Here is a 25,488-nt window from a genome sequence, read left to right as displayed (position 1 = left end):
TAGACTAGGCTCAGACGAGGTGTTCAGCCATTTCGATTTCTCAGTATTTTCAATAAGTAATACTTATGGATTTCAAGCAACTGCGTTATTTCGTCGCGGTCTATGAAGAAGGCCATGTGGGCCGGGCCGCCGAGCGCCTGTCAATTTCCCAGCCGGCGCTGTCCCAGCAAATCCGCCACCTGGAGCAAAACCTCGATGTGAGCCTGTTCGAGCGCAGTAGCAAACGCCTGTTGCCGACTCTCGCGGCCCACACGCTATACAACCATGCCCTGCCTCTGCTCGATGGCCTGCAACGGGCACGGGAAGCGCTCGGCAACTTCAAGGGTCAGGCGCTGCGCACCCTGGCCATCGGTGTATTGCAGACCGTGCACACCAGCCTCGTTCCGCAGATGCTCGAGCGAGTGCGCAAGGCGCAGCCGCATCTGGTGGTGCAGATCTATGAACTGACCGGCCTGGAAATCGAGCGGCGACTGCTCAACGGTTCTCTGGACATCGGCATCAGCTACCTGCCACCCCGCCAGCCTGGTTTACATGGCGTGATGCTGTACGAAGATGAACTGACCCTGGTCATCCCGGCAGAGCATCCGCTGCGTGAATTCAAGAAAGTGTCCATGAGTCAGGCCGCCGAGCTGCCGATGTTGCTGCTGGGCGAGGAGTTTCAAATAAGGCAGATCTGGCAGGCACAACTGGCCAGCCTCGGACGTCGCCCACAGGTGCAAGCCGAACTCAACAACATGGCCGGCATCCTCGACAGCCTGCCGCACACGCGCCTGGCGACGGTACTGCCCGGGCGCTCGCAAAAGACCCATGGCAACCACGAACTGCTGTGGAAACCCCTGAGCGAACCGCGAGTGCCGCTGAAAGTCGGTTTGGTGTGTCGGGATGTGCAACGGCAGCAGACCTCGCTGGCATTGCTGCGGACATTGCTGGAAGAGGTGATAAATGGCCCGGATGTGCGCTTGAACAGCGCGCAGGCCCTGGATGGGCTGAGCTAGAAACTTTTCTTTGGGCAAAAGAAAACCCCGCCGAAGCGGGGCTTTGCAGACTGTTTCCCTGACATCCATTTCACTCCGCCGTCCTGGCAGAATCCTACGTGTCCCTGTTGTTGCTTTGCGCTTCCTGCGCTACGTCCATGTAAAGTAGATTAGCTCTGGATCCAATTTGCATCTATGGGAGAACAGCAGCACGTTATGTAAGAGAATGCTTACACGACTCTACTTCATCAGAATTGTCCTGCGTCCAGCAGAAACAACGACTCACTGCCGGCCTTCACCGACGCGCTCAACGAGTGAATGCGCGGCAACAGGCGGGCAAAATAGAACCGCGCCGTACCCAGTTTGCTGGCGTAGAAATCATCCTGCGCTTCCTTGCCGAAAGCCGCCTTGGCCATCAGCGCCCACATGTAGGCGTAGGCCACGTAGCCGAACACCTGCAGATACTCGACCGACGCCGCGCCGATCTCGTTCGGGTTGGTTTTGACCCGATCCAGCAACCATGCGGTCAGTTCATCAAGGGTGGTCACAGCGTCGTTCAGCGGTTTGGTGAACTCGGCGAGGTCCGCACTGGCGGTCGCCGTGAAGTGACGAATCTCGTCGGCGAACAGGTTGAAGAACGCCCCGCCGCTGCCGACAATCTTGCGCCCGACCAGGTCCAGTGCCTGGATGCCGTTGGTGCCTTCATAGATCTGGGTGATGCGCACGTCACGCACGAGTTGCTCCTGACCCCATTCACGGATGTAACCGTGGCCGCCGAAGACCTGTTGGCCGTGTACGGTGGTTTCCAGGCCGAGGTCGGTGAGGAACGCCTTGGCCACCGGGGTCAGCAACGCCACCAGGTCTTCCGCACGCTTGCGGGTGGCGGCATCTTCGCTGAACTTGGCGGTGTCCAGTTGCATCGCCACGTAGGTGGAGAACGCACGGCCTCCTTCGTTCGAGGCTTTCATGGTCAGCAGCATGCGACGCACGTCCGGGTGGACGATGATCGGGTCAGCCACTTTGTCCTTGTTCTGTGCGCCGGTTGGCGCACGGCTTTGCAGGCGATCACGCGCGTATTCCACGGCGTTCTGGTACGAGCGCTCGCCAGTGGCCAGGCCCTGGATGCCCACGCCCAGTCGCTCGTAGTTCATCATGGTGAACATCGCCGCCAGGCCTTTGTTCGGCTCGCCGACCAGGTAACCCACGGCCTCGTCGAAGTTCATCACGCAGGTGGCGGATGCCTGGATGCCCATCTTGTGTTCGATCGAACCACAGTTTGCCGGGTTGCGCGCGCCCAGGCTGCCATCGGCATTGACCATGAACTTCGGCACCAGGAACAACGAAATGCCTTTCGGCCCCGCCGGTGCATCCGGCAGCTTGGCCAGCACCAGGTGGATGATGTTTTCGGTCAGGTCGTGTTCGCCACCGGTGATGAAGATCTTGGTGCCGCTGACCTTGTAGGAACCGTCGGCCTGAGGCTCGGCCTTGGTGCGGATGATCCCCAGGTCGGTACCGGCGTGGGGTTCGGTCAGGCACATGGAACCGGCCCAGATACCGGCATACATGTTCGGCAGGTACGCGGCTTTCAGCTCTTCGCTGGCGTGGGCGTTGATCGACAGGCAAGCGCCGGCGGTCAGCATCGGGTACAGACCGAACGACAGGCTGGCAGAGTTGACCATTTCTTCGACCTGCGCGGAAACGGCCTTGGGCATGCCCATGCCGCCGTAGGACGGATCGCCACCGACACCAACCCAGCCGCCTTCGGCGTAGGTCTGATAGGCCTGCGGGAAACCCGCCGGCGTGGTGACGGCACCGTCCGCCCAATGGCAACCCTCTTCGTCAGCGGCACGGCTCAGCGGTGCGATGCTTTTGCTGGTGACTTTGCCGGCTTCTTCCAGGATGGCTTCAACCGTTTCTGCATCGACGGTCTCGGCCAGTGCAGGCAGCTCGGCCCAGAGTTTGGCGACCTCGAAAACTTCATTGAGGACGAAGCGCATATCGCGCAGGGGCGCTTTGTAGTCAGCCATGGCAAACCTCGCAAGATCTATACAGGTGATTCACAGGAAGAGTGTTTTCGTTGGATCGGAGTGTACCTCAACAACTTTTGTGACACATAGGGTCAGATCATGACCGTTTTGTTATTTTTAGTCATTGGATTTTGCAGTGTAGGAGCGAGCTTGCTCGCGAAAAACCTGGAGACGCCATCGGCATCTGGTTTTACGCGTTATCGTTCACGACCATCGCGAGCAGAACTCGCTCCTACAGGGGGCGATGTCAGAGCGCAAATAGCTCCGCCGGCAGTTGCATCAGACAATCACTACCCGCTTCGATGGCGGCCCGATGAGAGGCTGTACGTGGCAACAGGCGCTTGAAGTAAAACTCGCTGGTCGCCAGTTTGCCCCGGCAGAAATCGCCATCACCGCTGCCAGCATCGAGTTGCGCCTGAGCCACCAGCGCCATGCGCAACCACAGGTAGCCGAGGATGATGTAGCCGCTGTACATCAGGTAATCCACCGACGCCGCACCGACTTCGTCAGGGTTTTTCATCGCCGCCATGCCGACCTTGGTCGTCAACTCACCCCACTGCTGGTTCAGTTGATCGAGCTGCACCACATACCCGGCCAGTTGTGGATGCCCGGCATTCGCCACACAGAACTTGTGGACGATTTTGGTGAACCCGCGCAGTAGCTTGCCCTGGCTACCGAGTACCTTGCGCCCCAGCAAGTCCAGCGCCTGAATACCGTTGGTACCCTCATAGATCGGCGCGATCCGGCAGTCGCGGACCAACTGCTCCATACCCCATTCGCGAATGAACCCGTGGCCGCCAAATACCTGCATGCCGTGATTGGTCACCTCCAGCCCGGTGTCGGTCATGAAGGCTTTGCAGATCGGCGTGAGGAACGCCAGCAGGTCTTCGGCATTCTGACGCGCCGTTTCATCCGGACTCAGGTGCGCAACGTCGAGCAACTGCGCCGTGAAGTAGGTCAGCGCGCGATTGCCTTCGTTGAAGGCTTTCATGGTCAGCAACATCCGCCGCACATCAGGGTGCACGATGATCGGGTCGGCGGCTTTTTCCGGCGCTTTCGGGCCGGTCAGCGAGCGCATCTGCAAGCGCTCGTTGGCGTACTTGATCGCACCCTGGAAACTTGCCTCGCCCAGACACAATCCTTGCATGCCGGTGCCCAGCCGCGCGTGGTTCATCATGGTGAACATGCAGTTCAGGCCCTTGTTCGCCTCACCGATCAAGAAGCCCTTGGCCCCGTCGAAATTCATCACACAGGTGGCCGAGGCCTTGATGCCCATCTTGTGTTCGATGGAGCCGCAAGAAACGCCATTGCGCTCCCCTGCTTCACCCGAAGCATCGGGCAGGAACTTGGGTACGATAAACAGCGAAATACCCTTGGTTCCGGCCGGTGCATCCGGCAATTTGGCCAATACCAGGTGAATGATGTTGTCGCTCATGTCGTGCTCACCGGCAGAGATGAAGATCTTGCTGCCGGAGATCGCGTAACTGCCATCGGCCTGAGGTACGGCGCGGGTCTTGATGATGCCAAGGTCGGTGCCGCAATGGGCTTCGGTCAGGCACATGGTGCCAGTCCACTGGCCAGCGGTGAGCTTCTTCAGATAGGTCTGCTTCTGCTCCTCGGTGCCATGGGCGTGGATCGCCGACATCGCACCGTGGGTCAGGCCGGGGTACATGCCCCATGAGGTGTTGCTGGAAGCCACCATTTCGCTGATAACCAGCCCCAGAGAGCTGGGCAAACCCTGGCCGCCGTACGCTGGATCGGCCGCCAGGCCATGCCAGCCACCTTCCACATACTGTGCGAAAGCCTGCTTGAAGCCGGCAGGCGTGGTGACCACGCCATTGTCGAAATGGCAGCCTTCTTCATCGCCACTGCGGTTGAGCGGCGACAGCACGTTTTCGCAGAACTTCGCGCCTTCTTCGAGGATCGCATTGACCATATCCGGGCTGGCATCGGTGGCCCCCAGCGCAGCGTAGTTACCGTGAAAGTCGAAGACGTGGTCGATCAGAAAGCGCATGTCGCGCAAGGGAGCTTTGTACTCGGGCATGGTCATTCTCCGTCGGCAGATTTCTTCAACCTACTGCCGCCGACCACGCCTCACAATCACAGTCCAGACGCTGAATGCGTCATCATCACTCAACCGTAGCCGCGTCCATGCGCACCGCGCCACGGCGGTTCTGCCCGAACGCCATCACGCAGTTGCGCCCGGCGCCCTTGGCACTGTAAAGCGCCTGGTCAGCGGACTTGAGCACCTCTTCCGGGGTGCGCTGATCGATCCGTTCGGCAACGCCGATACTGACCGTCACCGATACACTCGACGCAGCGGAACCGGCACGCCGCTGGCGCCCCTGATTATCGTCCTGCGGGCGATTCTCCTGATTACGCAGCTGAATGTTGTAGGTGGCGATGGACTCGCGGATGACTTCCAGGTGTGGCATGCACTCTTCGAGGGTCTTGCCTGCAAACACCAGGGCAAATTCCTCGCCGCCATAGCGATACGCCTTACCGCCACCGCCGATTTTCGCCAGCTTGCTGGCCACCAGCCGCAGCACCTGGTCGCCGACGTCGTGGCCGTGGGTGTCGTTGAATTTCTTGAAGTGGTCGACGTCGCTCATCGCCAACACGTAGTTGCGCCCCAACCGTTGCATTCGTTCGTTCAGCGCCCGGCGGCCCGGCAGCCCGGTCAGTTCGTCGCGGAAGGCCATTTGATAGGCTTCGTGGGCAACGGCGGCGGCGATCATCAGCATCACCTGGCTGCACATGATGTTCAGCGTGAACGGCAGGATGAAGGTTTTCGGCAACATCCAGAACAACCCGAGCAGCCCCACCAATTGCGCGGCATGCAGCGGTCGTGGGCTACGCCAGTATTGCCAGGCCAGCAGCACAAACGCAGCAATGAACACCGGATAGGACAACTGGATCAGGCTCATCCAGGCGCCATGCAAGGCGGGCCAGCGAATCTCCGACAGCCAGATCAGCAGCGTGTGCGGATAGCTTTGCTCAAGCCCCAGCGCCACGCTGCCAACCGCCAGCAATACGGCGAAACGCGCCACCATGTCCTGGAACAGATGGGTGCGCTCCTGCCATGCCGCGAAGATGCCAAACAGCAGCGGCAGCAGCAGGCAACACAAATGAAAGACCACGGCGGCATCGTCGCGCACCTTGCCGTTGTCGCGGTAATAGTCGGTCTGGGTGTCGAGCAAGAAGTAGGCGATGTACACCGTGACCATCAGAAACAGTTCACGCTGACGTCGGTACACCGCGCAATAGGCGCCACCGAGCAACAACACCAGGGTGGGCAGCACGTTGAACAGCGAGGTGAAGAAGACGTTCAGATCCTTGATGTATGCAGCCGCAAGCCCCGCCAGTAACAGCAGTAATGACGGCAGGAAGTGACTGAAACGTACAGCGGAAGAACGCGGCAAGGGTAAAGCTCCGACCGGTCAAATCAATTGATGGCAATGTGCCAACCACTGTAACGGCAGAAACTCCGATTTGCTGAGTGAAATACTGTGGTATTTGTAAAAAGGCGTCACTGGCGTCCATCGGTCACCAGTGACGCAAGGGCAATACCTGTTACAGGTCGTTGTTGAACGGTTGCAGTGGCCCTTCCAGACGTGTGCGACCTTCGGCACCGACCGCTTTGAGCTGGATTTCGGCGTCCTGCGCCTGCCGGGTAGTGATCTTCGGACTGGCCGGTTTTTGCCCGACCGAGTTTTCATCCCCCTTTTCGCCCTGGGGCAGTACCAGCGACGGATGGTCAAACGGCGCCCGTTCCCACGCAACCCGAGGATCGGTCAGGCCGACTTCCATGAATTTGACCAATGCATCCACTTCATCCGGGGTCAGGTTCAGCCGGGTAATGTCCGGATCGAGGTTTGAGCCGTTGTGTTGATTGACCGTCGGGTGCTCGAAGCCACTGGTGTTGCTGGCATCCTCGCCACGCCGGTCGCCGCCGCGGTTGTAGAACTCCATGACCTGTTGCAGCGTTGCGCGACTGCCGTTGTGGAAATACGGCCCGGTCAACGCGATATTGCGCAAGGTCGGCGTCTTGAAGGCGCCATCGACCGCATCGCGGAAACCGACATTGGGCTTGAGCGTCGCATCACAAGGGATGGCCGGGCTCAAAGGCGCTTCGAAGGTGCACACATCAACTTCAAGCGGGTCAGGGATCTGGCCGCCCTGGAGCACGGTGTTGTACTGGCGAGTGAAGGACAACGGATTGCCCCAGGCATCCGAGCCACCGAGCGCAAGGTCTTCCGACGTTGGACGCACCCCGGTGTTGTAGAAACCGCTGTCATACAGTGTGGTCAGGTTGTCGGCCATGACCATGCGCTCGATACGTTCCCGAGGATGGAACAGCAACCGGCTGCCGGCGTTGGTCAACTCCGCGCCACCATGGCAATTGACACACTTGCCCTTGCCCAGGAACAGGTTCATGCCCTGGACCTGCTGGTTGTTCATGGCTGTGTGATCACCCTGCAGATAGGCATCCAGCGGCGCCTGGTCCGAGATCAGCGTGGACTCATACATCTGGATCGCCAGCCCGAAGAACAGCGGGAAGTTCGCTTCCATCTGGGTGTATGGTGCACCGCCCAGCGAGACCTGTTGCGTGGCATTCCACAGACGTGGCTGGAACGCGTTCTTGATCAGTTCACGGTAGGTCGGCCGATGACCACTGGATACCGGCCCGAGTACCGAATCGGTGGACGAGATCCGTTGCTGCTTGAGCATCAAGGTATCGAGCATGCGCCGGCCGATGTCGGCGAAGGTACGCCCGCCGCAGGACATTTCCACCGGGCTGCCGGGAGGCCCTACCGCTTGCGAGGCGGCGGAAGCATCCTTGAGCGCCAGCCGGACTTTGGTCGCCACGCCACTGCCATCGCTGGTCACGAAAATCCCGGCGTCAGGGTCGCGATTGCCGAACGGCGAGAAGCCGTTGAAGACGTTATTGGCCCGGCCATCCCAGAAGTTGCGCACGTTGAACGCGGCGTTGATCACCGTTGGCGCATTGCGCCCGGTGCTACGGCGAACATTGATGCCACCCACCTGGAAGATGCCGTCCGGTTGCTGGATGCACTTATCGAAACGCGACTGATGGGGCTTGACGAAGTTGGCGTCGAACACGCCTTGCGAGCCGATCACATCGTCAGTCGAGTAGAGAATCGCCGAGTTGCGATCCATCGGATCAGCCAGCACATGGGTCGGGAAATCGCCTTTCTTCAACAGGTAGTTCGGACCGCCCTTGCCACCGGATCTGGTGGTGTAGGTCGGCACGTCGCCCGGGATGTCGGCGGCGGTGAACGGTTTGTTGAAGATCGACGAGACGTTCGCATTGGTGTTCGCCTGTCCCGGGTTGATCTGGTTGGTGGTGCGGTGATCGACACCCGCATGGAAGTGGCACGACGCACAAGCGGTGGAACCGTCACTGCCGATCTCCATGTCCCAGAACAGTGCCTTGCCCAGAAGCACTGCAGCCGAGCGATTGAGCACGTAGTCGGTCATCAGGTCGACTTTGCGCCCGCCTTCGGTTCCCGAAGGGTCGGGGGGTGTCAGGCCGTGCAGAGACTGCAGGCTGGGCACATCCGGCACGGCCGGAACGACCCCGACGGGGTCTGCGGCCAAAACGTTCATGCCAGGCAGGCTGGCGGCGAAAAGAGCCATCGCCATCGCACGGGTCAGGCAGGTGGTTCGCAACGTGTTCAAATACTCAAACATGACAGCGTTCCCGATTCAGTATGGAGTAATCAACTCCGTGATTTCCCTGTTGCGAGATGAACTCAGCGCCATGGTTCTTGCTGCCCGCTCGAGTAGCCGCATCAACTTCAAGTTGCATGGGCAAGACGAGGCCTGACTGGCAAAGCACTCTCGCTGCCCAGGCTTTTAAAAGAATGATATTTCGCGCCACTGGGTAGCGCTTGATACAACTCTAGACGTAACAAAACATTTCAACAGAAAATTTCAATATTATTTTATTCAAGACAATTCAAGAAACCCTACTAATTACGGCAACTGTGCACTATTCCTCAGTTCTGGTTAAATCTCACCCCATTATTGGGTGCCATTCCCCAAACAGCCCGCACCGGATGGTCACCGACGACCTATAAAAGCCAGTATTTAAAGGACTTTACGTCACAAGACTAAGTTCTCTTGAGGCTGGCAGAGTATTTGCTAATCCAATCACCGCGGTGTGAACGGCACTTGAAAAAAACACCTGAAAATCCACACCACCCGTCAACAGAAACATCCACCAGACATACAAACCCCATTTGTGCGCAAGTTGCACTGCGTTAGCTATTGCCTTTTTTATTTATACCTAAACTCAAGATTACTTCCTCACCACCCTCTTCAATACTCTCTCTTGCACAACTCCGACTTTAGTCGTACTTAAAAGACAACACTTCTCAACCACTACCATTGGAAACACCCACTAAAACTCTTTTATAGCACTCCAAACTTGGGTATATATCCCCACCTACTTTGGCGCTAATCACATAACTATAACTTCATGTATATCACCAACCTCAGCGAAGCCCGCATTTTTGCTGGCTGACAAGCATTTGTGCCAATCAGGCACGACTACTGCTATGTGCCCCTCAGGCTCAAGGAAATGTCTCTCGCGATTGCGTCCGTAACCGGCCAACGCAACGCAGGTGAAAGCATCCGAACGGCAAGTGTCGACCGTACACAGGCACTTCTCCGGCCGGATCGAGCCCCAATTCGACACTCACGGCTTTGCGTTTTTCTTGCGCAGGATTCAGCGCATCAGCAGATCCGCGATCTCGATCGGCCGGCAATTGGTCCTGCAAGATTCTGGAGTGAGCCATGAGCTTATCTTTGTACGAAAAAACGCTCGCCATACCGCTGCTGCCTCACAAGCGATTCAACGGCATCTTCAGTCGCCATGCTCTGCTCGCTGGTGCCGTCGCTGTCGCACTGGCCATTGGTGGTGGTGGAGATGCATTTGCCAAAAACGGAGCTGGCGGTGGCGGCGGCGGTGGTGGTGGCGGCGGGACTGCCAAGCCCCCGGGATTGCCCTCGCCGTTCACGACACCCACACTTCCCGACCCGATTTTTACCAACCCGAATGCGATTCATGGGTTTGACGTTACCGGTTTTATCCAGGACATGACCCTGGACACCACCAATGCGAATTGCCCCAATACCAGCGACCCGAGCCGCTTTGGGGGGACCGTCCAGTTGAACGGCGTCACGATTGTTGTCCCTTGCAACACCGTAATGCAGATGCCGGCCAACACCCTGACCTGGGCCGACTTCGTCAGGGGTGGAACCCTGGCGCTCGGAAAATCACCGGCGGCTTACCCCTCGTTCGAGATCCATGTGGTAGGCAATACCGTCTCCAACAAGCCAATTGCCGGGCTGATCTTTGTCTCCCAGCAATCCGTCAACGCAGGTAGCGGTGTCATCACCCGGATCGACTACACCAACGGCAACATCGAAGTTGACAGTGGAAACCCGACGCAACCCACGATCATTCAGATCAACGATCCGAATGGCCGTTTTGGCCGCGCCCAAAGCCCCGACCCACGCTTCTCCGTCGATGATGCCAACCCGACCATCCATGCTGCCACCGGCTACCCGATGTGCGTGCCACGTACGCTCTCCGGGGACGATGCGCTCTGCCCACAGAAAAACCGGCCAAAAGTGGTCACCCCGACCACGACCAACAACTGCCGCAATTTCAGCCAGGCCGGCGTCGCGCTTCCGGCCAGTGGAGAGCTCTCGGGTCCAGCGGTGGGGCAGGTCTATTGCAGCCAGTACGTCATGAAGCGATTCAGCGATGCTACACGCACGGCGACGGACCCCGACCCGACACAACAGGCACCCTTCGAAGTCGGCGACTTCATCAGCTGGTCCGGTACTCTGTTCAAGTCAGCAACTACTGGCCTCCCGGACTTTGTCTCTGCACACACGATCGAGGCGAATGTCGGGATCTACACTCAGCCTGGTTCGCAGCCCAGCTACATGGCTATCGGGGAATTTGGCATCGGTACGGCCGACCCGGCCGCAACGGCCATCAACGGAGTAGCCCAGGAGACGCAGGACCGGATTTTCCTTGAAGCCTCGACCACCGACATCAAGACCCCGGTCGACATCTATCTGATAGATGTCAATCCATCGACAGGTGTGCAAACCAATCGCTGGATTACCCCCTATGAGATGACGGGTGAATGCAACCCTGGACTGGGCCTTGCGGCCAGTTGCCTGGGAGCCTCGGGTGGTATCACGACCCAGAACACGGGTGCTCAGCCACAACGCGCCAGATTGCGTGCGACCAAAGCGCCCACTGGGCTGCTTAGCCAGCCGACACGTACCTTGCGCGTCGTTGCCCGGTCACTTTGCGTTCCACAGCTAAGCTTGTCCCAGGCCGGCGTGGATGCTTGCATCCAGAATGCGGGCAGGTTGACCGTCGCCAATGGACTGACTGCCGGACAGTATGTGGCGCCGGTGTTCGAGTTCATCTTTCCGGAAGGCGTCAAGCCTGGCGACCCGGTGGTGCCGAACGACTTCTGGCACCTGCCGTTCATACGTAACGGCGAGGGTGTGAGCACTCCAACAGGCGTAGGCCCTCTGGACCCGACACCATGGTGATCAAGGCCTGAACACAGCGCAAAAAAAAACCGCCGCTCCCGGAGGAAGCGGCGTTTTTTTCAAGACACTGCGTTAAGGCTTAGTAGCCCAGGTCGAAGTTCTCTTCTTTCATGTCCATCAGGTTGTTGGCGCCCGACAGCATGGTTGCAACGTGAGTGCGGGTACGCGGCAGGATGCGCTGGAAGTAGAAGCGCGCAGTCTGCAGCTTGGCGGTGTAGAACGCCTCTTCGGTAGTGCCGGCAGCCAGTTTCTCGGCAGCCAGGCGCGCCATGTCAGCCCAGAAGTAGGCCAGGCAGGCGTAACCGGAGTACATCAGGTAGTCCACGGAGGCCGCGCCGACTTCTTCGCGATCTTTCATGGCGGCCATACCGACCTTCATGGTCAGCTCGCCCCATTCCTTGTTCAGTGCAGCCAGCGGAGCGATGAACTCTTGAACCGCTTCGTTGCCTTCGTTGGTCTGGCAGAACTTGTGGACGATCTTGGTGAAGCCTTTCAGAGCCTCGCCCTGGGTCATCAACACTTTACGGCCCAGCAGGTCGAGTGCCTGGATACCGGTGGTGCCTTCGTACAGCATCGAGATACGGCTGTCGCGAACGTTCTGCTCCATGCCCCACTCGGCGATGAAGCCGTGGCCGCCGTAGATCTGCACGCCGTGGTTGGCCGACTCAAAACCGACTTCGGTCATGAACGCCTTGGCGATTGGCGTCATGAAAGCCAGCAATGCGTCGGCTTTCTTCTTCGCCTCGGAGTCCACACCGTACTTGACGATGTCGACTTGCTTGGCGGTGAAGTAAACCATCGCACGGTTACCTTCGGCGAATGCCTTCATGGTCAACAACATGCGGCGTACGTCAGGGTGAACGATGATCGGGTCAGCGGCTTTGTCCGGCGCTTTCGGGCCAGTCAGCGAGCGCATTTGCAGACGGTCGCGAGCGTATTTCAGGCCGCCCTGGAAACCGACTTCGGCGTGGGCCAGACCTTGCAGTGCAGTACCCAGACGTGCGGTGTTCATGAAGGTGAACATGCAGTTCAGGCCTTTGTTCGCCGGGCCGATCAGGAAACCGGTAGCGCCGTCGAAGTTCATCACGCAGGTGGCGTTGCCGTGGATGCCCATCTTGTGTTCCAGGGAACCGCAAGACACGGCGTTACGCGTGCCAACCGAGCCATCAGCGTTCGGCAGGAACTTCGGCACGATGAACAGGGAGATGCCTTTGGTGCCAGCCGGTGCATCCGGCAGGCGGGCCAGTACGATGTGGACGATGTTGTCGGCCATGTCGTGCTCACCGGCCGAGATGAAGATCTTGGTGCCGGAAACCTTGTAGGAACCGTCGGCCTGAGGCTCGGCCTTGGTGCGCAGCATGCCCAGGTCGGTGCCGCAGTGCGGCTCGGTCAGGCACATGGTGCCGGTCCACTCGCCGGAAACCAGCTTGGTCAGGTAAGCCTCTTGCTGCTCAGGGGTGCCGTGCTCGGAGATGGTGTTCATCGCACCGTGCGACAGGCCTGGGTACATGCCCCACGACCAGTTGGACTCGCCGACCATTTCGCTGATGGCCAGACCCAGAGACTCCGGCAGGCCTTGGCCGCCATGCTCTACGTCGTGGGCCAGGCTTGGCCAGCCGCCTTCAACGAATTGCTTGTAGGCTTCCTTGAAGCCAGTCGGGGTCTTAACGCCGGACTCGCTCCAGGTGCAGCCTTCGAGGTCGCCCACGCGGTTCAGCGGAGCCAGCACCTGCTCACAAAACTTGGCGCCTTCTTCGAGAATGGCGTCAACCATGTCCGGAGTTGCGTCCGCACAAGCCGGCAGGCTCTGATAGTGCGCTTCGTAGCCGAGCAGTTCGTCACGTACGAAGCGAATATCACGCAAGGGGGCCTTGTAGTCAGGCATAGCGATAAACCTCTGCTGATGTAACCGGGAATGAACGACCGCATTGATTTGTTGTTGCGATCAAACAGTTGTTTGAAACATACGTTTACGCCCAAATCTTGTCAAGCGCCGATCTTTTGCCGTTCGTCATCGCAGGTTTGGACACACAGGCACGCGACAACGCCGCCGCGCGTTCGAAGCAGCCCGCCACACAGGAAAGATTAGTTGAGCAAGAAAGACTTACGCAGAAAAACGCCGCGATCGGGCGCGGCGCTTGAAGGTGCGGATTCAGTAAAAAATCAAGCGAAGGTATCGATCAAGGTTCCAAGCACTTCATCGGCTGCCTTGGCGACTTTCACGCCCAGTTCCACCTGAAATTTGCCCTGAGACATTTCGACCGCGTTGCTGGCCAGGTCCGATTGCTGACTACGATCGACAGAACGCAAGCGATCAACCTGAGCCTCGGAAGACTGGCTGGTGACTGAGCGTTCAATGGTGGTGTTGGCGATCTGCCCGGCGGCTTGATCGACACGGTTCTGCCCTGTCTGAATAGTGCTCAGACCGGCATAAAAAGCGCTGTTTCCTGAGATTTCCACGGGAGAACTCGTCCTTGCAAAGGATCAACAGCGGCCATTGAAGCAGAGTGGCCGGCAAAACACCCGACAAAAACACTAATGGCATAATGCCTTGTCATAGGCAAAGCCCGCATTGCAAAAACGTCAGTCCAAGAGGTCCAGTTGCAAGTGCTCGGCCACCGCTTCGGCCGTGACGGCCTTGAGTTTAGGCACACGCCCCAGGCACGGCGCTGGCAGGCGCTCGGCGAGAGTGGCAAGGTTTTCTTCAAGACGCGAGGTCTTCGGGTCGATGATGTTGGCCACCCACCCCGCCAGTTGCAGACCGTCCCGGGCAATCGCTTCGGCCGTCAGCAATGCATGGCTGATACATCCCAAGCGCACGCCGACCACCAGAATCACCGGCAGACCCAGCGCCATTGCCAAGTCCGACAGATTGTCCTGATCTGCCAGCGGCACGCGCCAGCCTCCAGCGCCTTCGATCAAGGTGAAATCTGCCTGCATGGCCAGAATCTGCCGCATCGGCGCCAGCAACGACTGCACCGTCAGCGCCACCCCGGCCTCTCGCGCCGCCAGGTGCGGGGCAATGGCCGGTTCGAAGGCCATCGGATTGACCTGTGCATAGGTGAGTGTTAGCGAACACTCCGCCAGCAAGGCCAGTGCATCGGCATTGCGCAAGCCTTTGGGTGTCACATCGCAACCGGAAGCGACCGGCTTGCCCGCCGCCGTGCTCAAGCCTGCCGAACGTGCCGCGTGCAGCAGCCCCGCAGCGACCGTGGTCTTACCAACATCGGTATCCGTGCCGGTGATGAAATAGGCTGCACTCATAAGGATTTCTCCAAAACGGCGTACACCACTTGATAAGTCGCCGGCAGGCCTTGGGCCTGACGAAACTGCTCGTAAGCCTCAATCAGACCCAGAATCCGTGCCCGGCCGGTCAAGCCACCCGGTCGACCGGGATTGAGGTTGTGCGCGCCCAGCGCCTTGAGTTCATGGGTCAGGCTGCGCACATCCGGGTAATGCAGCACATGCGCAAGGTTTTGCAGACTGACCGTCCTCAAGCCGCTGGCCGCACACAACTGCTGATAAACACCAAACTCCCGGAAACGGTTGACATGCACCATGCCATCGACCTGCCGCCAGCTGTCGCGCAATTCAAACAACGTCCCTGCACACAGACTAGCAAACGCGAAAATTCCACCCGGCTTCAGCACCCGAAAGGCTTCACTGAGCACCGATTCGAAGTCCGCGCACCACTGCACCGCCAGGCTGGAGAAGATCAGGTCGCAAGTCGAATCCTGCAGTGGCAAACGCTCGGCGTCGCCGGCCACGAAGTGCGTGGCACCTCCCAATGGCCGGGCATGGTTGAGCATGCCTTCGGCGATATCCAGCGCCACACCATGACCGCCCGGAAAGTGCTCATCCAGGGCACGACTGAAATGCCCGGTGCCACAACCAAGATCCAGCCAACGCTGCGGTACGAAGTCTTGCGGTAAGCGCCTGAGCAATTGGCTGCCGACATCACGCTGCAACTCGGCAACGCTATCGTAGCTCGCCGCTGCGCGGGAGAAGGAAGCGGCGACCTGGCGCTTGTCGGGCAAGGCGCCGGGCAGGTTGGGAAGGGATAAATCAGTCATCGCCGCACTCATGCAAAAAGGCCTGGATCGCCCCCGCCACACCGTGGGGATCTTCCAGGAGAAACGCGTGGCTGGCCTGTTCAATCAGACCGATTTCAACATCCGGCAGCAATGCCAACAACTCGCCCGCCGCTTGCGCTGGCACCAGCCCGTCATGGCCGGCGAACAGATGCAATTGCGGACCGCGGAACGACTGCATTGCCTGTCGTGTATCCAGTTGCGCGAGCACTTGCAGAGCGCTCAGCAGCAGCGGCGCGGCGGTGTTCGGTGCACCACCGAGCAACAACCGCGACAATCCGCGCGAGTCTTCGGCGCCTTGGGCGCAGAGCAGTGAAAAGCGTTTCAACGTCGCGCGCGGATCGGCTCCACATCCCGCCAGAAACGCATCGAAGGTTTCCCGGGGCATGGCGCTTGCCCATTGTTCATGAGCGACAAAAGAAGCGTTGCTGGCCAGGGTAAACACACCACAGCAGCGATCTGCACGCCGGGCCGCCAACTCGCAGGCGAGCATGCCGCCCAAGGACCAACCGCCAAGCCAGGCGTCCTGCGGCAATATCGAATCAAGCTCGTCGAGCCACTCTTGAAGATCGCTCGACTCCAGTTCCGGTAACGGCTCGATCTCGACATGCAGGTGCTCATCCAGGCCGCGCAAGGCCGCCGCCAAAGGCTCCAGCGGTGAAACGCCAAGGCCCCAGCCGGGCAGCAGAATCAGACGATCACGCATGGCTTGGCTCCGGCTTCAGTTGTTGAAAGCAATCGGCCAGTCCATTTAACAATAGCTGTACCTGGGCCTCGCTGTGGGCAGCCGTCAGCGTGACCCGCAGTCGGGCGCTGCCGGCAGGTACGGTCGGCGGGCGAATCGCGGTCACCATCAACCCGCGTTCGCGCAGCATTTGCGAAAGGCGTACCGCGCGCCCCGCATCACCAATCATGATCGGCTGGATCGGCGTGAAGCTGTCCATGAGTTCCAGGCCAATCTGTTCGGCACCGGCGCGGAACTGGCGGATCAGCGTCTGCAAATGCTCGCGACGCCAGTGTTCGCTGCGCAGCAGTTCCAGGCTTTTCAACGTGGCGCAGGCCAGCGCAGGTGGCTGGCTGGTGGTGTAGATGTAGGGACGGGCGAACTGGATAAGACTCTCGATCAGCTCTTCGCTGCCCGCCACAAAGGCACCCGCCGTACCAAAGGCTTTACCGAGGGTACCGACCAGCACCGGAACGTCATCCTGGCTCAGACCGAAATGCTCGACGATGCCGCCACCGTTGGCACCCAGCGGTCCAAAACCATGGGCATCGTCGACCATCAACCAGGCGCCTTTGGCCTTGGCCTCGCGAGCCAGCGCTGGCAAGTCAGCGATATCGCCGTCCATGCTGAACACGCCGTCGGTGACCACCAGCGTATTGCCGGTGGCTTTTTCCAGGCGTTTGGCCAGGCTCACCGGGTCGTTGTGCAGATAGCGATTGAACCGCGCACCGGACAACAGCCCCGCGTCGAGCAGCGACGCATGATTGAGGCGGTCTTCGAGCACCGTATCACCCTGCCCCACCAGCGCCGTGACCGCGCCGAGGTTGGCCATGTAACCGGTGGTGAACAGCAACGCGCGCGGGCGACCGGTCAGGTCGGCCAATGCTTCTTCCAGGGCATGATGCGGGGTGCTATGGCCGATGACCAGATGTGACGCCCCGCCGCCCACACCCCACTTCGAAGCACCCGCGCGCCAGGCTTCGATCACTTGCGGATGATTGGCCAGGCCCAGGTAGTCGTTGTTGCAGAACGCCAGCAACGGCTGGCCATCGACCACCACTTGCGACCCCTGCGGACTTTCGAGCAGCGGGCGCTGGCGGTAGAGGTTTTCGGCACGACGGGCAGCAAGGCGTGCGGCGAGATCGAAAGACATGCAGGCCTCGACTTTCAAATGACATAGAGCTTTTTGTGGGAGCGGACTTGCTCGCGAATACGGTCTGACATTCAACAAAGATGTTGACTGATACACCGCCTTCGCGAGCAAGCCCGCTCCCACAGGGTTTAGCATTCATCCAGTGGAAGCTGTGATTGCTCAAATAGCTGCGTTGTAAAACTGCTCGCTGCTCTTCTGCTCCACCAGCGCCTGCTCGATAGCCGCCTGATGCACTTCATCGGCGTGCTCTTCGCGGGCTTCCGGCAGGATGCCCAGGCGCGAGAACAGTTGCATGTCCTTGTCGGCCTGCGGGTTGGCAGTGGTCAGCAGTTTTTCGCCGTAGAAAATCGAGTTGGCACCGGCGAAGAACGCCAGGGCCTGCATCTGTTCGTTCATGGCTTCGCGGCCGGCGGACAGGCGCACGTGGGATTTTGGCATCAGGATGCGGGCAACCGCGAGCATGCGGATGAAGTCGAATGGATCGACGTCGTCGGCATTTTCCAGCGGCGTACCGGCGACTTTCACCAGCATGTTGATCGGCACCGACTCCGGATGCTCCGGCAGGTTGGCCAACTGGATCAACAGGTTGGCGCGATCGTCCAGCGACTCACCCATGCCCAGAATGCCGCCGGAGCAGATCTTCATCCCCGAGTCACGCACATACGCCAGGGTTTGCAGGCGCTCGCTGTAGGTGCGGGTGGTGATGATGCTGCCGTAGAACTCCGGCGAGGTATCGAGGTTGTGGTTGTAGTAGTCGAGGCCGGCCTTGGCCAGCGCTTCGGTCTGCTCCTGATCCAGGCGCCCGAGGGTCATGCAGGTTTCCAGGCCCAGGGCTTTCACGCCTTCGACCATCTTCAGCACATAAGGCATGTCCTTGGCCGACGGGTGCTTCCACGCCGCGCCCATGCAGAAACGGGTCGAACCGATGGCCTTGGCGCGAGCGGCCTCTTCGAGGACCTTCTGCACTTCCATCAGTTTTTCTTTTTCCAGGCCGGTATTGTAGTGACCGGACTGCGGACAATATTTGCAATCTTCCGGGCAGGCGCCGGTCTTGATCGACAACAGGGTCGACACCTGGACGCGGTTGGCGTCGAAATGCGCGCGGTGCACCGTCTGCGCCTGGAACAACAGGTCGTTGAATGGCTGAACGAAGAGTGCTTTGACTTCGGCCAAAGACCAGTCATGACGCAGGTTTGCAGTGGTGCTGGCGCTCATGGGCGATTCCTTGATTTATGCTGGGCTGGCGACCGGGGGAATGGAATACCCACAGGCGCGACACGGATGTTCGGCATATTTAAGGAAGAGCGATGCGCTGTCAACCACGATACAAAGGACCGGTTTACATCTGGTTAAAAAACAAACAACACTGCTTGCTCTGCGATGAAATCGCCGATGGCACCCTCCCTGTCTGCATGGCCTGTGAAACCGAGTTGCCCTGGCTCGGCGATCACTGCCAGACCTGCGCCCTGCCGCTCCCGGCTGCGGGCCTGACCTGCGGCCATTGCTTGAAGCAGCCACCGGCCTTCGAACAAGTGATTGCTCCCTGGACCTACAGCTTTCCGGTAGACAGCCTGATCACCCGTTTCAAGCACAACGCAAAGTGGCCGTTTGGTCGCCTGCTCGCCGAACTTCTCGTTCAATGCCTGCAACATCGCTTCGAAGACGATCTGCAGCGGCCCCATGCGCTGATCCCGGTGCCACTGGCCAGCCGGCGCCTGCGCCAGCGCGGGTTCAATCAGGCGGCAATGCTGGCTCAGTGGTTGAGTGCCAGTCTCGATATCCCTTGCGACGAACGGTTGCTGCTGCGAACCCAGGACACCGACGCCCAGCAGGCCTTGAATGCCGAAGCCCGCCGAAAGAACCTGCGCAACGCATTCGCCCTGGCACCCGGCGCCGTCGTCAAAGGCCGGCACCTGGCCCTGATTGACGACGTACTGACCACGGGTGCCACGGCCCAGGCCCTGGCGAGGCTGCTGATGGACGCCGGTGCGGCGAGGGTCGACGTCTATTGCCTGGCCCGCACGCCCAAACCCGGCGAGACACCCTGACTTGACTCGCGCAGCCCAAGCGGCCAACGTCCTCATCATCGTCACCACCCAAAGCGACTCGCCATGTCTTTGCCCACCTTGTTGTCCCAGCACATTGTCCGCCGTCCGCAGCGCATCGCCCTGCTGCAGCACATCGCCGAACAAGGCTCGATCACCCGCGCCGCAAAGAGCGCGGGCCTGAGCTACAAGGCCGCCTGGGATGCGATCGATGAACTGAACAACCTGGCGCAGAAACCGCTGGTGGAGCGGATTGTCGGTGGCAAGGGCGGTGGCGGTGCCCGCCTGTCCAACGAAGGCGAGCGCGTGTTGCGCCTGTACCAGAAGCTGCAAGCCTTACAGGCTCAAGTGCTGGAAGCCGCTGAAGACGCCAGCGACCTCGACCTGCTCGGGCGCTTGATGCTGCGCACCAGCGCACGCAATCAGCTGCACGGCAAGGTAATGGCGATCGAACCTCAGGGACGCAACGACCTGATTCGCCTCGAAGTCGCCGAAGGCGTGATCGTCGACGCGCAAATCACCCACGACAGCACCGAGCGCCTGGAACTGCAAATCGGCACTGAAGTCGTGGCATTGATCAAGGCCGGATGGCTCGATGTGCTTGGAATCGATTCCGTTGAAACCCATGGAAACAATTGTCTGAAAGGCACCATCGAAAAAATTCTCGACGCCGACGATGGCCCCAGCGAAGTGCGCATTACCCTGCCCAACGGCCTGACACTGTGTGCCCTGGACGAACCGAGGCATCTGCAGGCATTGGGGCTGACGTGCGGCAAGCCGGTGCGCGTGGAGTTTTCGCCGTCCAGGGTGCTGCTGGGCACACCGCTGTAAACAGAACTGCAACAAAAGGTTCATTACTCATGATTAAGGTGTCTGCAAAACCGCAGGGAGCCTGAAATGAGCCTATTAGAAGAAAACCAGTCCACCGATCTCGAAACCATGGTCGGCCTCAGTCGTCGCGGCTTCATCAGCGCAGGTGCCCTGTGCGGCGCCGCGATGTTCCTCGGCGGCAACCTGTTGAGCCGCAGTGTGATGGCTGCCAGCGTCAGCGCCGGTAACAGCCGGTTGCTGGGTTTCGACAGCATTCCCGCCGCCACCAGCGACGCAATCACCCTGCCACCGGGCTACAAGTCCTCGGTGCTGATCAGCTGGGGCCAGCCTCTGCACAAGGATGGCCCGGCGTTCGACCCGAGCGGCAACGGCAGCGCCGAACATCAGGAAGCCCAGTTCGGCGACAACAACGACGGCATGAGCCTGTTCGAATTCCCGGGCGAAAAAGACCGGGCGCTGATGGCGATCAACAACGAATACACCAACTACCGCTACCTCTACGCTCACGGCGGCATGCCGCAATCGGCGGAAGATGTACGCAAGGCGCTGGCCTGCGAAGGTGTGTCGGTGATTGAAGTGCAGCGCAAGAACGGCCAATGGCAATTCGTCCAAGGCTCGCGCTACAACCGCCGCATTCACGGCAATGCCCCGATCAGCATGAGCGGCCCGGCCGCCGGCCATGCCCTGTTGAAAACCAGTGCCGATCCCCACGGCAAGAACGTTCTCGGCACCTTTCAGAATTGCGCCAACGGCAAGACGCCGTGGGGCACCTATCTGACCTGTGAAGAGAACTTCACCGACTGTTTCGGCAGCAGCAACGCGGAGCAGAAATTCGACCCGGCACAAAAACGCTACGGCGCGGTGGCGACCAGCAAGGAGATCAACTGGCACCAGCACGACGAGCGCTTCGACCTGGCCAAGAACCCCAACGAGCTCAACCGTCACGGCTGGGTGGTGGAGATCGATCCATTTGATCCGAAGTCGACGCCGGTCAAACGCACGGCCCTGGGGCGCTTCAAGCACGAAAACGCCGCCCTGGCCGAAACTGGCGATGGTCATGCCGTGGTGTACATGGGCGACGATGAGCGCGGTGAGTTCATCTACAAATTCGTCAGCCGCGACAAGATCGACCACAAGAACCCCAAGGCCAACCGCGACATTCTCGATCACGGCACCTTGTACGTGGCGCGTTTCGATGCGGGGGACGGCAACGCCGATCACCCGAAAGGCCAAGGTGAATGGATCGAACTGACCCATGGCAAGAACGGTATCGACGCCAGCAGCGGCTTTGCCGATCAGGCTGAAGTGCTGATCCACGCCCGTCTCGCCGCCAGTGTGGTGAAAGCCACGCGCATGGACCGCCCGGAATGGATCGTGGTCAGCCCCAAGGATGGCCAGGTCTACTGCACGCTGACCAACAACGCCAAACGTGGCGAAGACGGGCAACCGGTGGGCGGACCGAACCCGCGCGAGAAGAACGTCTACGGCCAGATCCTGCGCTGGCGCACCGAGCGCGACGATCACGCCTCGCACACCTTTGCCTGGGACCTGTTTGTGGTGGCCGGCAACCCGGGTGCGCATGCCGGTACACCGAAGGCCGGCTCGTCGAACATCACGCCGCAGAACATGTTCAACAGCCCGGACGGCCTGGGCTTCGACAAGGCCGGACGCTTGTGGATCCTGACTGACGGTGATGTGAGCAACGCCGGTGACTTTGCCGGAATGGGTAATAACCAGATGCTCTGCGCTGATCCTGCGACCGGCGAGATTCGCCGCTTCATGGTCGGACCGGTAGGCTGCGAGGTGACCGGGATCAGCTTCTCGCCGGACCAGAAAACCCTGTTTGTCGGGATCCAGCACCCGGGCGAAAATGGCGGTTCGACCTTCCCCGAGCATCTGCCTAACGGCAAGCCGCGCTCATCGGTGATGGCGATTACCCGGGAAGACGGCGGGATCGTCGGCGCCTGACAGACCCTCTTCGCGAGCAAGCCCGCTCCCACTGGTGATCTATGGTGTGCCACCGATCGCGTGCACACCAACGATCCAGTGTGGGAGCGGGCTCGCCCGCGAAGGCGTCAGCCCAAACACCGCACATCTCAAGCCCACCCCCTAAAACCGCGCCGTCTGCGCTACCATGCCTGGCCGGACGCAGCAACCTGCTGCGCGCAGGAGTCAGCATGGCCCACCCGTTTGAAACCCTTACGCCAGACCTCGTGCTCGATGCCGTCGAAAGCATCGGCTTTCTCAGCGATGCGCGCATCCTGGCGCTCAACAGCTACGAGAACCGCGTCTATCAGGTCGGTATCGAAGACGCCGAGCCGCTGATCGCCAAGTTCTACCGGCCGCAACGCTGGAGCAACGAAGCGATTCTGGAAGAGCACCAGTTCACCGCCGAACTCGCCGACTGCGAGGTGCCGGTCGTGGCGCCGTTGATCCACAACGGTGAAACCCTGCACGAACACAACGGTTTTCGTTTCACCCTGTTCCCCCGCCGTGGCGGCCGTGCACCGGAGCCTGGCAACCTCGATCAACTGTATCGCCTTGGCCAGTTGCTCGGCCGCTTGCATGCGGTTGGCTCGACACGGCCGTTCGAGCACCGTGAAGCACTGGCGGTGAAAAACTTCGGCCATGACTCACTCAATACCTTGCTCGACGGCAACTTCATCCCCCGCAGCCTGCTGCCGGCCTACGAGTCGGTGGCCCGCGATCTGCTCAAGCGTGTGGAAGATGCCTACAGCAACACGCCGCACCAGAACATCCGCATGCACGGTGACTGCCACCCCGGCAACATGATGTGCCGCGACGAGATGTTCCATATCGTCGACCTCGACGACTGCCGCATGGGCCCGGCGGTGCAGGACATCTGGATGATGCTCGCCGGCGATCGCCAGGATTGCCTGAGCCAGTTGTCGGAACTGATGGATGGCTACAACGAATTCCACGACTTCGACCCGCGTGAACTGACCTTGATCGAACCATTGCGTGCCTTGCGCCTGATGCACTACAGCGCCTGGCTCGCCCGCCGCTGGGACGACCCCGCATTTCCCCGCAGCTTTCCGTGGTTCGGCACCGAGCGTTATTGGGGTGATCAGGTGCTGGCATTGCGCGAGCAACTGGCGGCACTCAATGAAGAGCCACTCAAACTCTTCTGATTCACCCTCAAACCCTGTAGGAGCGAGCTTGCTCGCGAAAAATCAGAGAACACCGCGGGGCATCAGGTTCCCCGCGTTATCGTGGACGACCATCGTCGGAACGCCGCCCGGAGCAAGCTCGCTCCTACATGTATCAGCACATCACACAAAATCTCCTTACAATCCCCCTCTTTGTTAGCTGCCTAAGCAAGGATTCTGCATGCAAGCCGCCAACCCGCGTCGCGGGTACATTCTAGGCCTGAGTGCCTACATCATCTGGGGGCTTTTCCCCCTCTATTTCAAAGCCATCGCCAGCGTGCCCGCCGTGGAAATCATCATCCACCGGGTGCTGTGGTCGGCGCTGTTCGGTGCCTTGTTGCTGCTGGTCTGGAAGCATCCCGGCTGGTGGCGCGAGCTGCGGGAAAACCCGCGACGGCTGGCGATCCTGGCCCTGAGCGGTGCGCTGATCGCAGCCAACTGGCTGACCTACGTCTGGTCGGTGAACAACGGCCGCATGCTGGAGGCCAGCCTCGGCTACTACATCAACCCGTTGGTGAACGTGCTGCTGGGCATGCTGATCCTCGGCGAACGGCTGCGGCGCATGCAATGGATTGCCGTCGGTCTGGCGACTGTGGGGGTGGCGCAACAGGTCTGGCAAGTCGGCAGCCTGCCGTGGGTGTCGCTGGTGCTGGCCCTGACCTTCGGCTTCTATGGCCTGATTCGCAAGCAGGCACCGGTCAAGGCACTGCCGGGGCTCGTGGTGGAAACCTGGATGCTGGTGCCGATTGCCCTCGGCTGGTTGCTGCTCAACCCGACGGCCAGCAGCGCCCAGGCCGAATTCTGGACCACGTCCCAAGCCTGGTGGCTGGTGGCCGCCGGCCCGATCACGCTGGTGCCACTGGTCTGCTTCAACGCCGCTGCACGGCATTTGCCCTACACGACACTGGGTTTTCTCCAGTACCTGGCACCGACACTGGTGCTGCTGCAAGCGGTCCTGCTGTTTGGCGAGCACTTGTCGTCCAGCACCCTGGTGGCGTTCATGTTTATCTGGGCCGGCCTGGCGGTTTACAGCGTTGATGCGTGGCTCAGTTTGCGTCGCCGCAGCTGATCAAAAAACACACAACCCCCTACAGGCCACGTCTCCCGTGGCCTGCGTTGATCCTTCCCAAGGTTATCCACAGCGTGATCCCCGCCGATTGTGCGCAAGTGGCTGAAACTGCTGGTTTTTTGATCAAGTCCTGAAGAACCCCGGTCGGCGTGGCCTGGCGGTGTGTCTCTACAGGTTATCCACAGGCCGGTGCACGTTTAACTTGGATAACCTGATCAGGGATCACTGCGCAGCACCAACTCGACCATCAGATCATCGGCCAGGGTTTCCAGGCGCGATTGCAGTACGTCCAGCGACAACGTCAGCGGGACAGCAAGAATCGCTTCGGCATGGAACAACGGCTCGCTGCTCATCGGTGCCGGGCGCACTTCGGTGACCAGCCGTTCCAGATTCACCCCCTGCTCGCTCAACAAGCGTGTGATGTCACGCACGATCCCCGGTCGATCATTGCCCACCAGTTCCATGGCGATCGGCTTCCAGGTGCAGGATTGTTCGATGCTGCTTTCGGCGACCAACACGCGAATGCCCTGGGCGGACAAGCCCTGCAGGGCATCGACCAATTCGTCGTAGGCCTCGGCCGGTACGCCCACCCGCAGAATGCCGGCGAATTGTCCCGCCATGCGCGACACGCGGCTTTCCAGCCAGTTGCCGCCGTGCTCGGCAATGCATTGGGCAATGCGCTCGACTTGCCCGGGCTTGTCCGGAGCAAAAACGGTGAGTACGAGATGGTCCATGGCGCAGCCCTCTGGTCATGTTTTCTGTTTTGGAAAAACAAGTATAGGCAAGGGTTGAAC

The 25,488-nt window shown here is 60.0% G+C and carries 19 protein-coding genes; 7 read left to right on the top strand and 12 right to left on the bottom strand.

Annotated features, from left to right (window positions below; all coding sequences use genetic code 11):
* The first annotated feature begins 65 nt into the window (after window positions 1–65).
* Window positions 66–995, top strand: a complete 930-nt coding sequence (locus tag ACEN8Q_RS25645; RefSeq protein ID WP_413703918.1) for a LysR family transcriptional regulator — start codon at window positions 66–68, stop codon at window positions 993–995.
* Window positions 996–1,222: 227 nt separating this feature from the next.
* On the opposite strand, the gene ACEN8Q_RS25640 is transcribed toward ACEN8Q_RS25645, so the two are convergent.
* The 4 genes from ACEN8Q_RS25640 to ACEN8Q_RS25625 all read right to left on the bottom strand — a co-directional run bounded on the left by ACEN8Q_RS25640 (window position 1,223) and on the right by ACEN8Q_RS25625 (window position 8,716).
* Window positions 1,223–3,001, bottom strand: a complete 1,779-nt coding sequence (locus ACEN8Q_RS25640) for an acyl-CoA dehydrogenase C-terminal domain-containing protein (RefSeq protein WP_413703917.1) — start codon at window positions 2,999–3,001, stop codon at window positions 1,223–1,225.
* A 247-nt stretch (window positions 3,002–3,248) separates the two neighbouring features.
* The gene (locus ACEN8Q_RS25635) at window positions 3,249–5,045 is read right to left on the bottom strand and encodes an acyl-CoA dehydrogenase C-terminal domain-containing protein (protein ID WP_413703916.1); all 1,797 of its coding nucleotides are present in this window, start codon (window positions 5,043–5,045) and stop codon (window positions 3,249–3,251) included.
* A gap of 85 nt (window positions 5,046–5,130) precedes the next feature.
* Window positions 5,131–6,423: a GGDEF domain-containing protein gene (locus tag ACEN8Q_RS25630; protein WP_413428472.1), complete on the bottom strand. Its 1,293-nt coding sequence runs from the start codon at window positions 6,421–6,423 to the stop codon at window positions 5,131–5,133.
* Window positions 6,424–6,574: 151 nt separating this feature from the next.
* Window positions 6,575–8,716, bottom strand: a complete 2,142-nt coding sequence (locus ACEN8Q_RS25625) for a cytochrome-c peroxidase (RefSeq protein WP_413428473.1) — start codon at window positions 8,714–8,716, stop codon at window positions 6,575–6,577.
* Window positions 8,717–9,823: 1,107 nt separating this feature from the next.
* Here ACEN8Q_RS25625 and ACEN8Q_RS25620 point away from each other — a divergent pair.
* The gene (locus ACEN8Q_RS25620) at window positions 9,824–11,611 is read left to right on the top strand and encodes a hypothetical protein (protein ID WP_413703915.1); all 1,788 of its coding nucleotides are present in this window, start codon (window positions 9,824–9,826) and stop codon (window positions 11,609–11,611) included.
* Between the two features lie 79 nt (window positions 11,612–11,690).
* Here the strand turns inward: ACEN8Q_RS25620 and ACEN8Q_RS25615 are convergent, their stop codons facing one another.
* From ACEN8Q_RS25615 to bioB, 7 genes are all read right to left on the bottom strand, one after another.
* Window positions 11,691–13,496 (bottom strand): phenylacyl-CoA dehydrogenase, encoded by a 1,806-nt coding sequence (locus tag ACEN8Q_RS25615; RefSeq protein ID WP_413703914.1) that lies wholly within the window; start codon window positions 13,494–13,496, stop codon window positions 11,691–11,693.
* 278 nt (window positions 13,497–13,774) lie between these two features.
* Entirely contained in the window at window positions 13,775–14,071 is a 297-nt protein-coding gene (locus ACEN8Q_RS25610) for a pyrroloquinoline quinone biosynthesis protein PqqE (RefSeq protein WP_413703913.1), read from the bottom strand.
* Window positions 14,072–14,194: 123 nt separating this feature from the next.
* Window positions 14,195–14,875: a dethiobiotin synthase gene (bioD, locus tag ACEN8Q_RS25605; RefSeq protein WP_413424770.1), complete on the bottom strand. Its 681-nt coding sequence runs from the start codon at window positions 14,873–14,875 to the stop codon at window positions 14,195–14,197.
* On the bottom strand, window positions 14,872–15,684 hold the full coding sequence (bioC, locus tag ACEN8Q_RS25600; protein ID WP_413424772.1) for a malonyl-ACP O-methyltransferase BioC: 813 nt from the start codon (window positions 15,682–15,684) through the stop codon (window positions 14,872–14,874). Before bioC ends, bioD begins: the two co-directional genes overlap by 4 nt.
* On the bottom strand, window positions 15,677–16,408 hold the full coding sequence (locus tag ACEN8Q_RS25595; protein WP_413703912.1) for an alpha/beta fold hydrolase: 732 nt from the start codon (window positions 16,406–16,408) through the stop codon (window positions 15,677–15,679). The genes bioC and ACEN8Q_RS25595 overlap by 8 nt, the downstream gene beginning before the upstream one ends.
* Window positions 16,401–17,579 (bottom strand): 8-amino-7-oxononanoate synthase, encoded by a 1,179-nt coding sequence (gene bioF, locus ACEN8Q_RS25590; RefSeq protein ID WP_413703911.1) that lies wholly within the window; start codon window positions 17,577–17,579, stop codon window positions 16,401–16,403. The genes ACEN8Q_RS25595 and bioF overlap by 8 nt, the downstream gene beginning before the upstream one ends.
* A gap of 159 nt (window positions 17,580–17,738) precedes the next feature.
* On the bottom strand, window positions 17,739–18,794 hold the full coding sequence (gene bioB, locus ACEN8Q_RS25585) for a biotin synthase BioB (RefSeq protein ID WP_413424777.1): 1,056 nt from the start codon (window positions 18,792–18,794) through the stop codon (window positions 17,739–17,741).
* Between the two features lie 92 nt (window positions 18,795–18,886).
* On the opposite strand from bioB, the gene ACEN8Q_RS25580 reads away from it, so the two are divergent.
* The 5 genes from ACEN8Q_RS25580 (at window position 18,887) to rarD (ending at window position 24,694) form a co-directional block, all read left to right on the top strand.
* Window positions 18,887–19,627: a ComF family protein gene (locus tag ACEN8Q_RS25580; RefSeq protein ID WP_413424779.1), complete on the top strand. Its 741-nt coding sequence runs from the start codon at window positions 18,887–18,889 to the stop codon at window positions 19,625–19,627.
* 63 nt (window positions 19,628–19,690) lie between these two features.
* Window positions 19,691–20,455: a TOBE domain-containing protein gene (locus ACEN8Q_RS25575; protein WP_413424781.1), complete on the top strand. Its 765-nt coding sequence runs from the start codon at window positions 19,691–19,693 to the stop codon at window positions 20,453–20,455.
* Between the two features lie 66 nt (window positions 20,456–20,521).
* Window positions 20,522–22,423 (top strand): PhoX family protein, encoded by a 1,902-nt coding sequence (locus ACEN8Q_RS25570; RefSeq protein WP_413424783.1) that lies wholly within the window; start codon window positions 20,522–20,524, stop codon window positions 22,421–22,423.
* A gap of 209 nt (window positions 22,424–22,632) precedes the next feature.
* Entirely contained in the window at window positions 22,633–23,607 is a 975-nt protein-coding gene (locus tag ACEN8Q_RS25565) for a serine/threonine protein kinase (protein ID WP_413424785.1), read from the top strand.
* Window positions 23,608–23,806: 199 nt separating this feature from the next.
* Window positions 23,807–24,694 (top strand): EamA family transporter RarD, encoded by an 888-nt coding sequence (gene rarD, locus ACEN8Q_RS25560; protein ID WP_413424787.1) that lies wholly within the window; start codon window positions 23,807–23,809, stop codon window positions 24,692–24,694.
* A 215-nt stretch (window positions 24,695–24,909) separates the two neighbouring features.
* Here the strand turns inward: rarD and ACEN8Q_RS25555 are convergent, their stop codons facing one another.
* Window positions 24,910–25,428, bottom strand: coding sequence for a glycine cleavage system protein R (locus tag ACEN8Q_RS25555; RefSeq protein WP_413424789.1), 519 nt, complete (start codon window positions 25,426–25,428; stop codon window positions 24,910–24,912).
* Between the last annotated feature and the right edge of the window lie 60 nt (window positions 25,429–25,488).

Source organism: Pseudomonas sp. Pseusp16 (genome assembly GCF_047324915.1).
In the GTDB taxonomy this organism is placed as follows: Bacteria; Pseudomonadota; Gammaproteobacteria; order Pseudomonadales; family Pseudomonadaceae; genus Aquipseudomonas; species Aquipseudomonas fluorescens_CD.
This window is presented reverse-complemented; position numbering and strand designations above follow the sequence as displayed.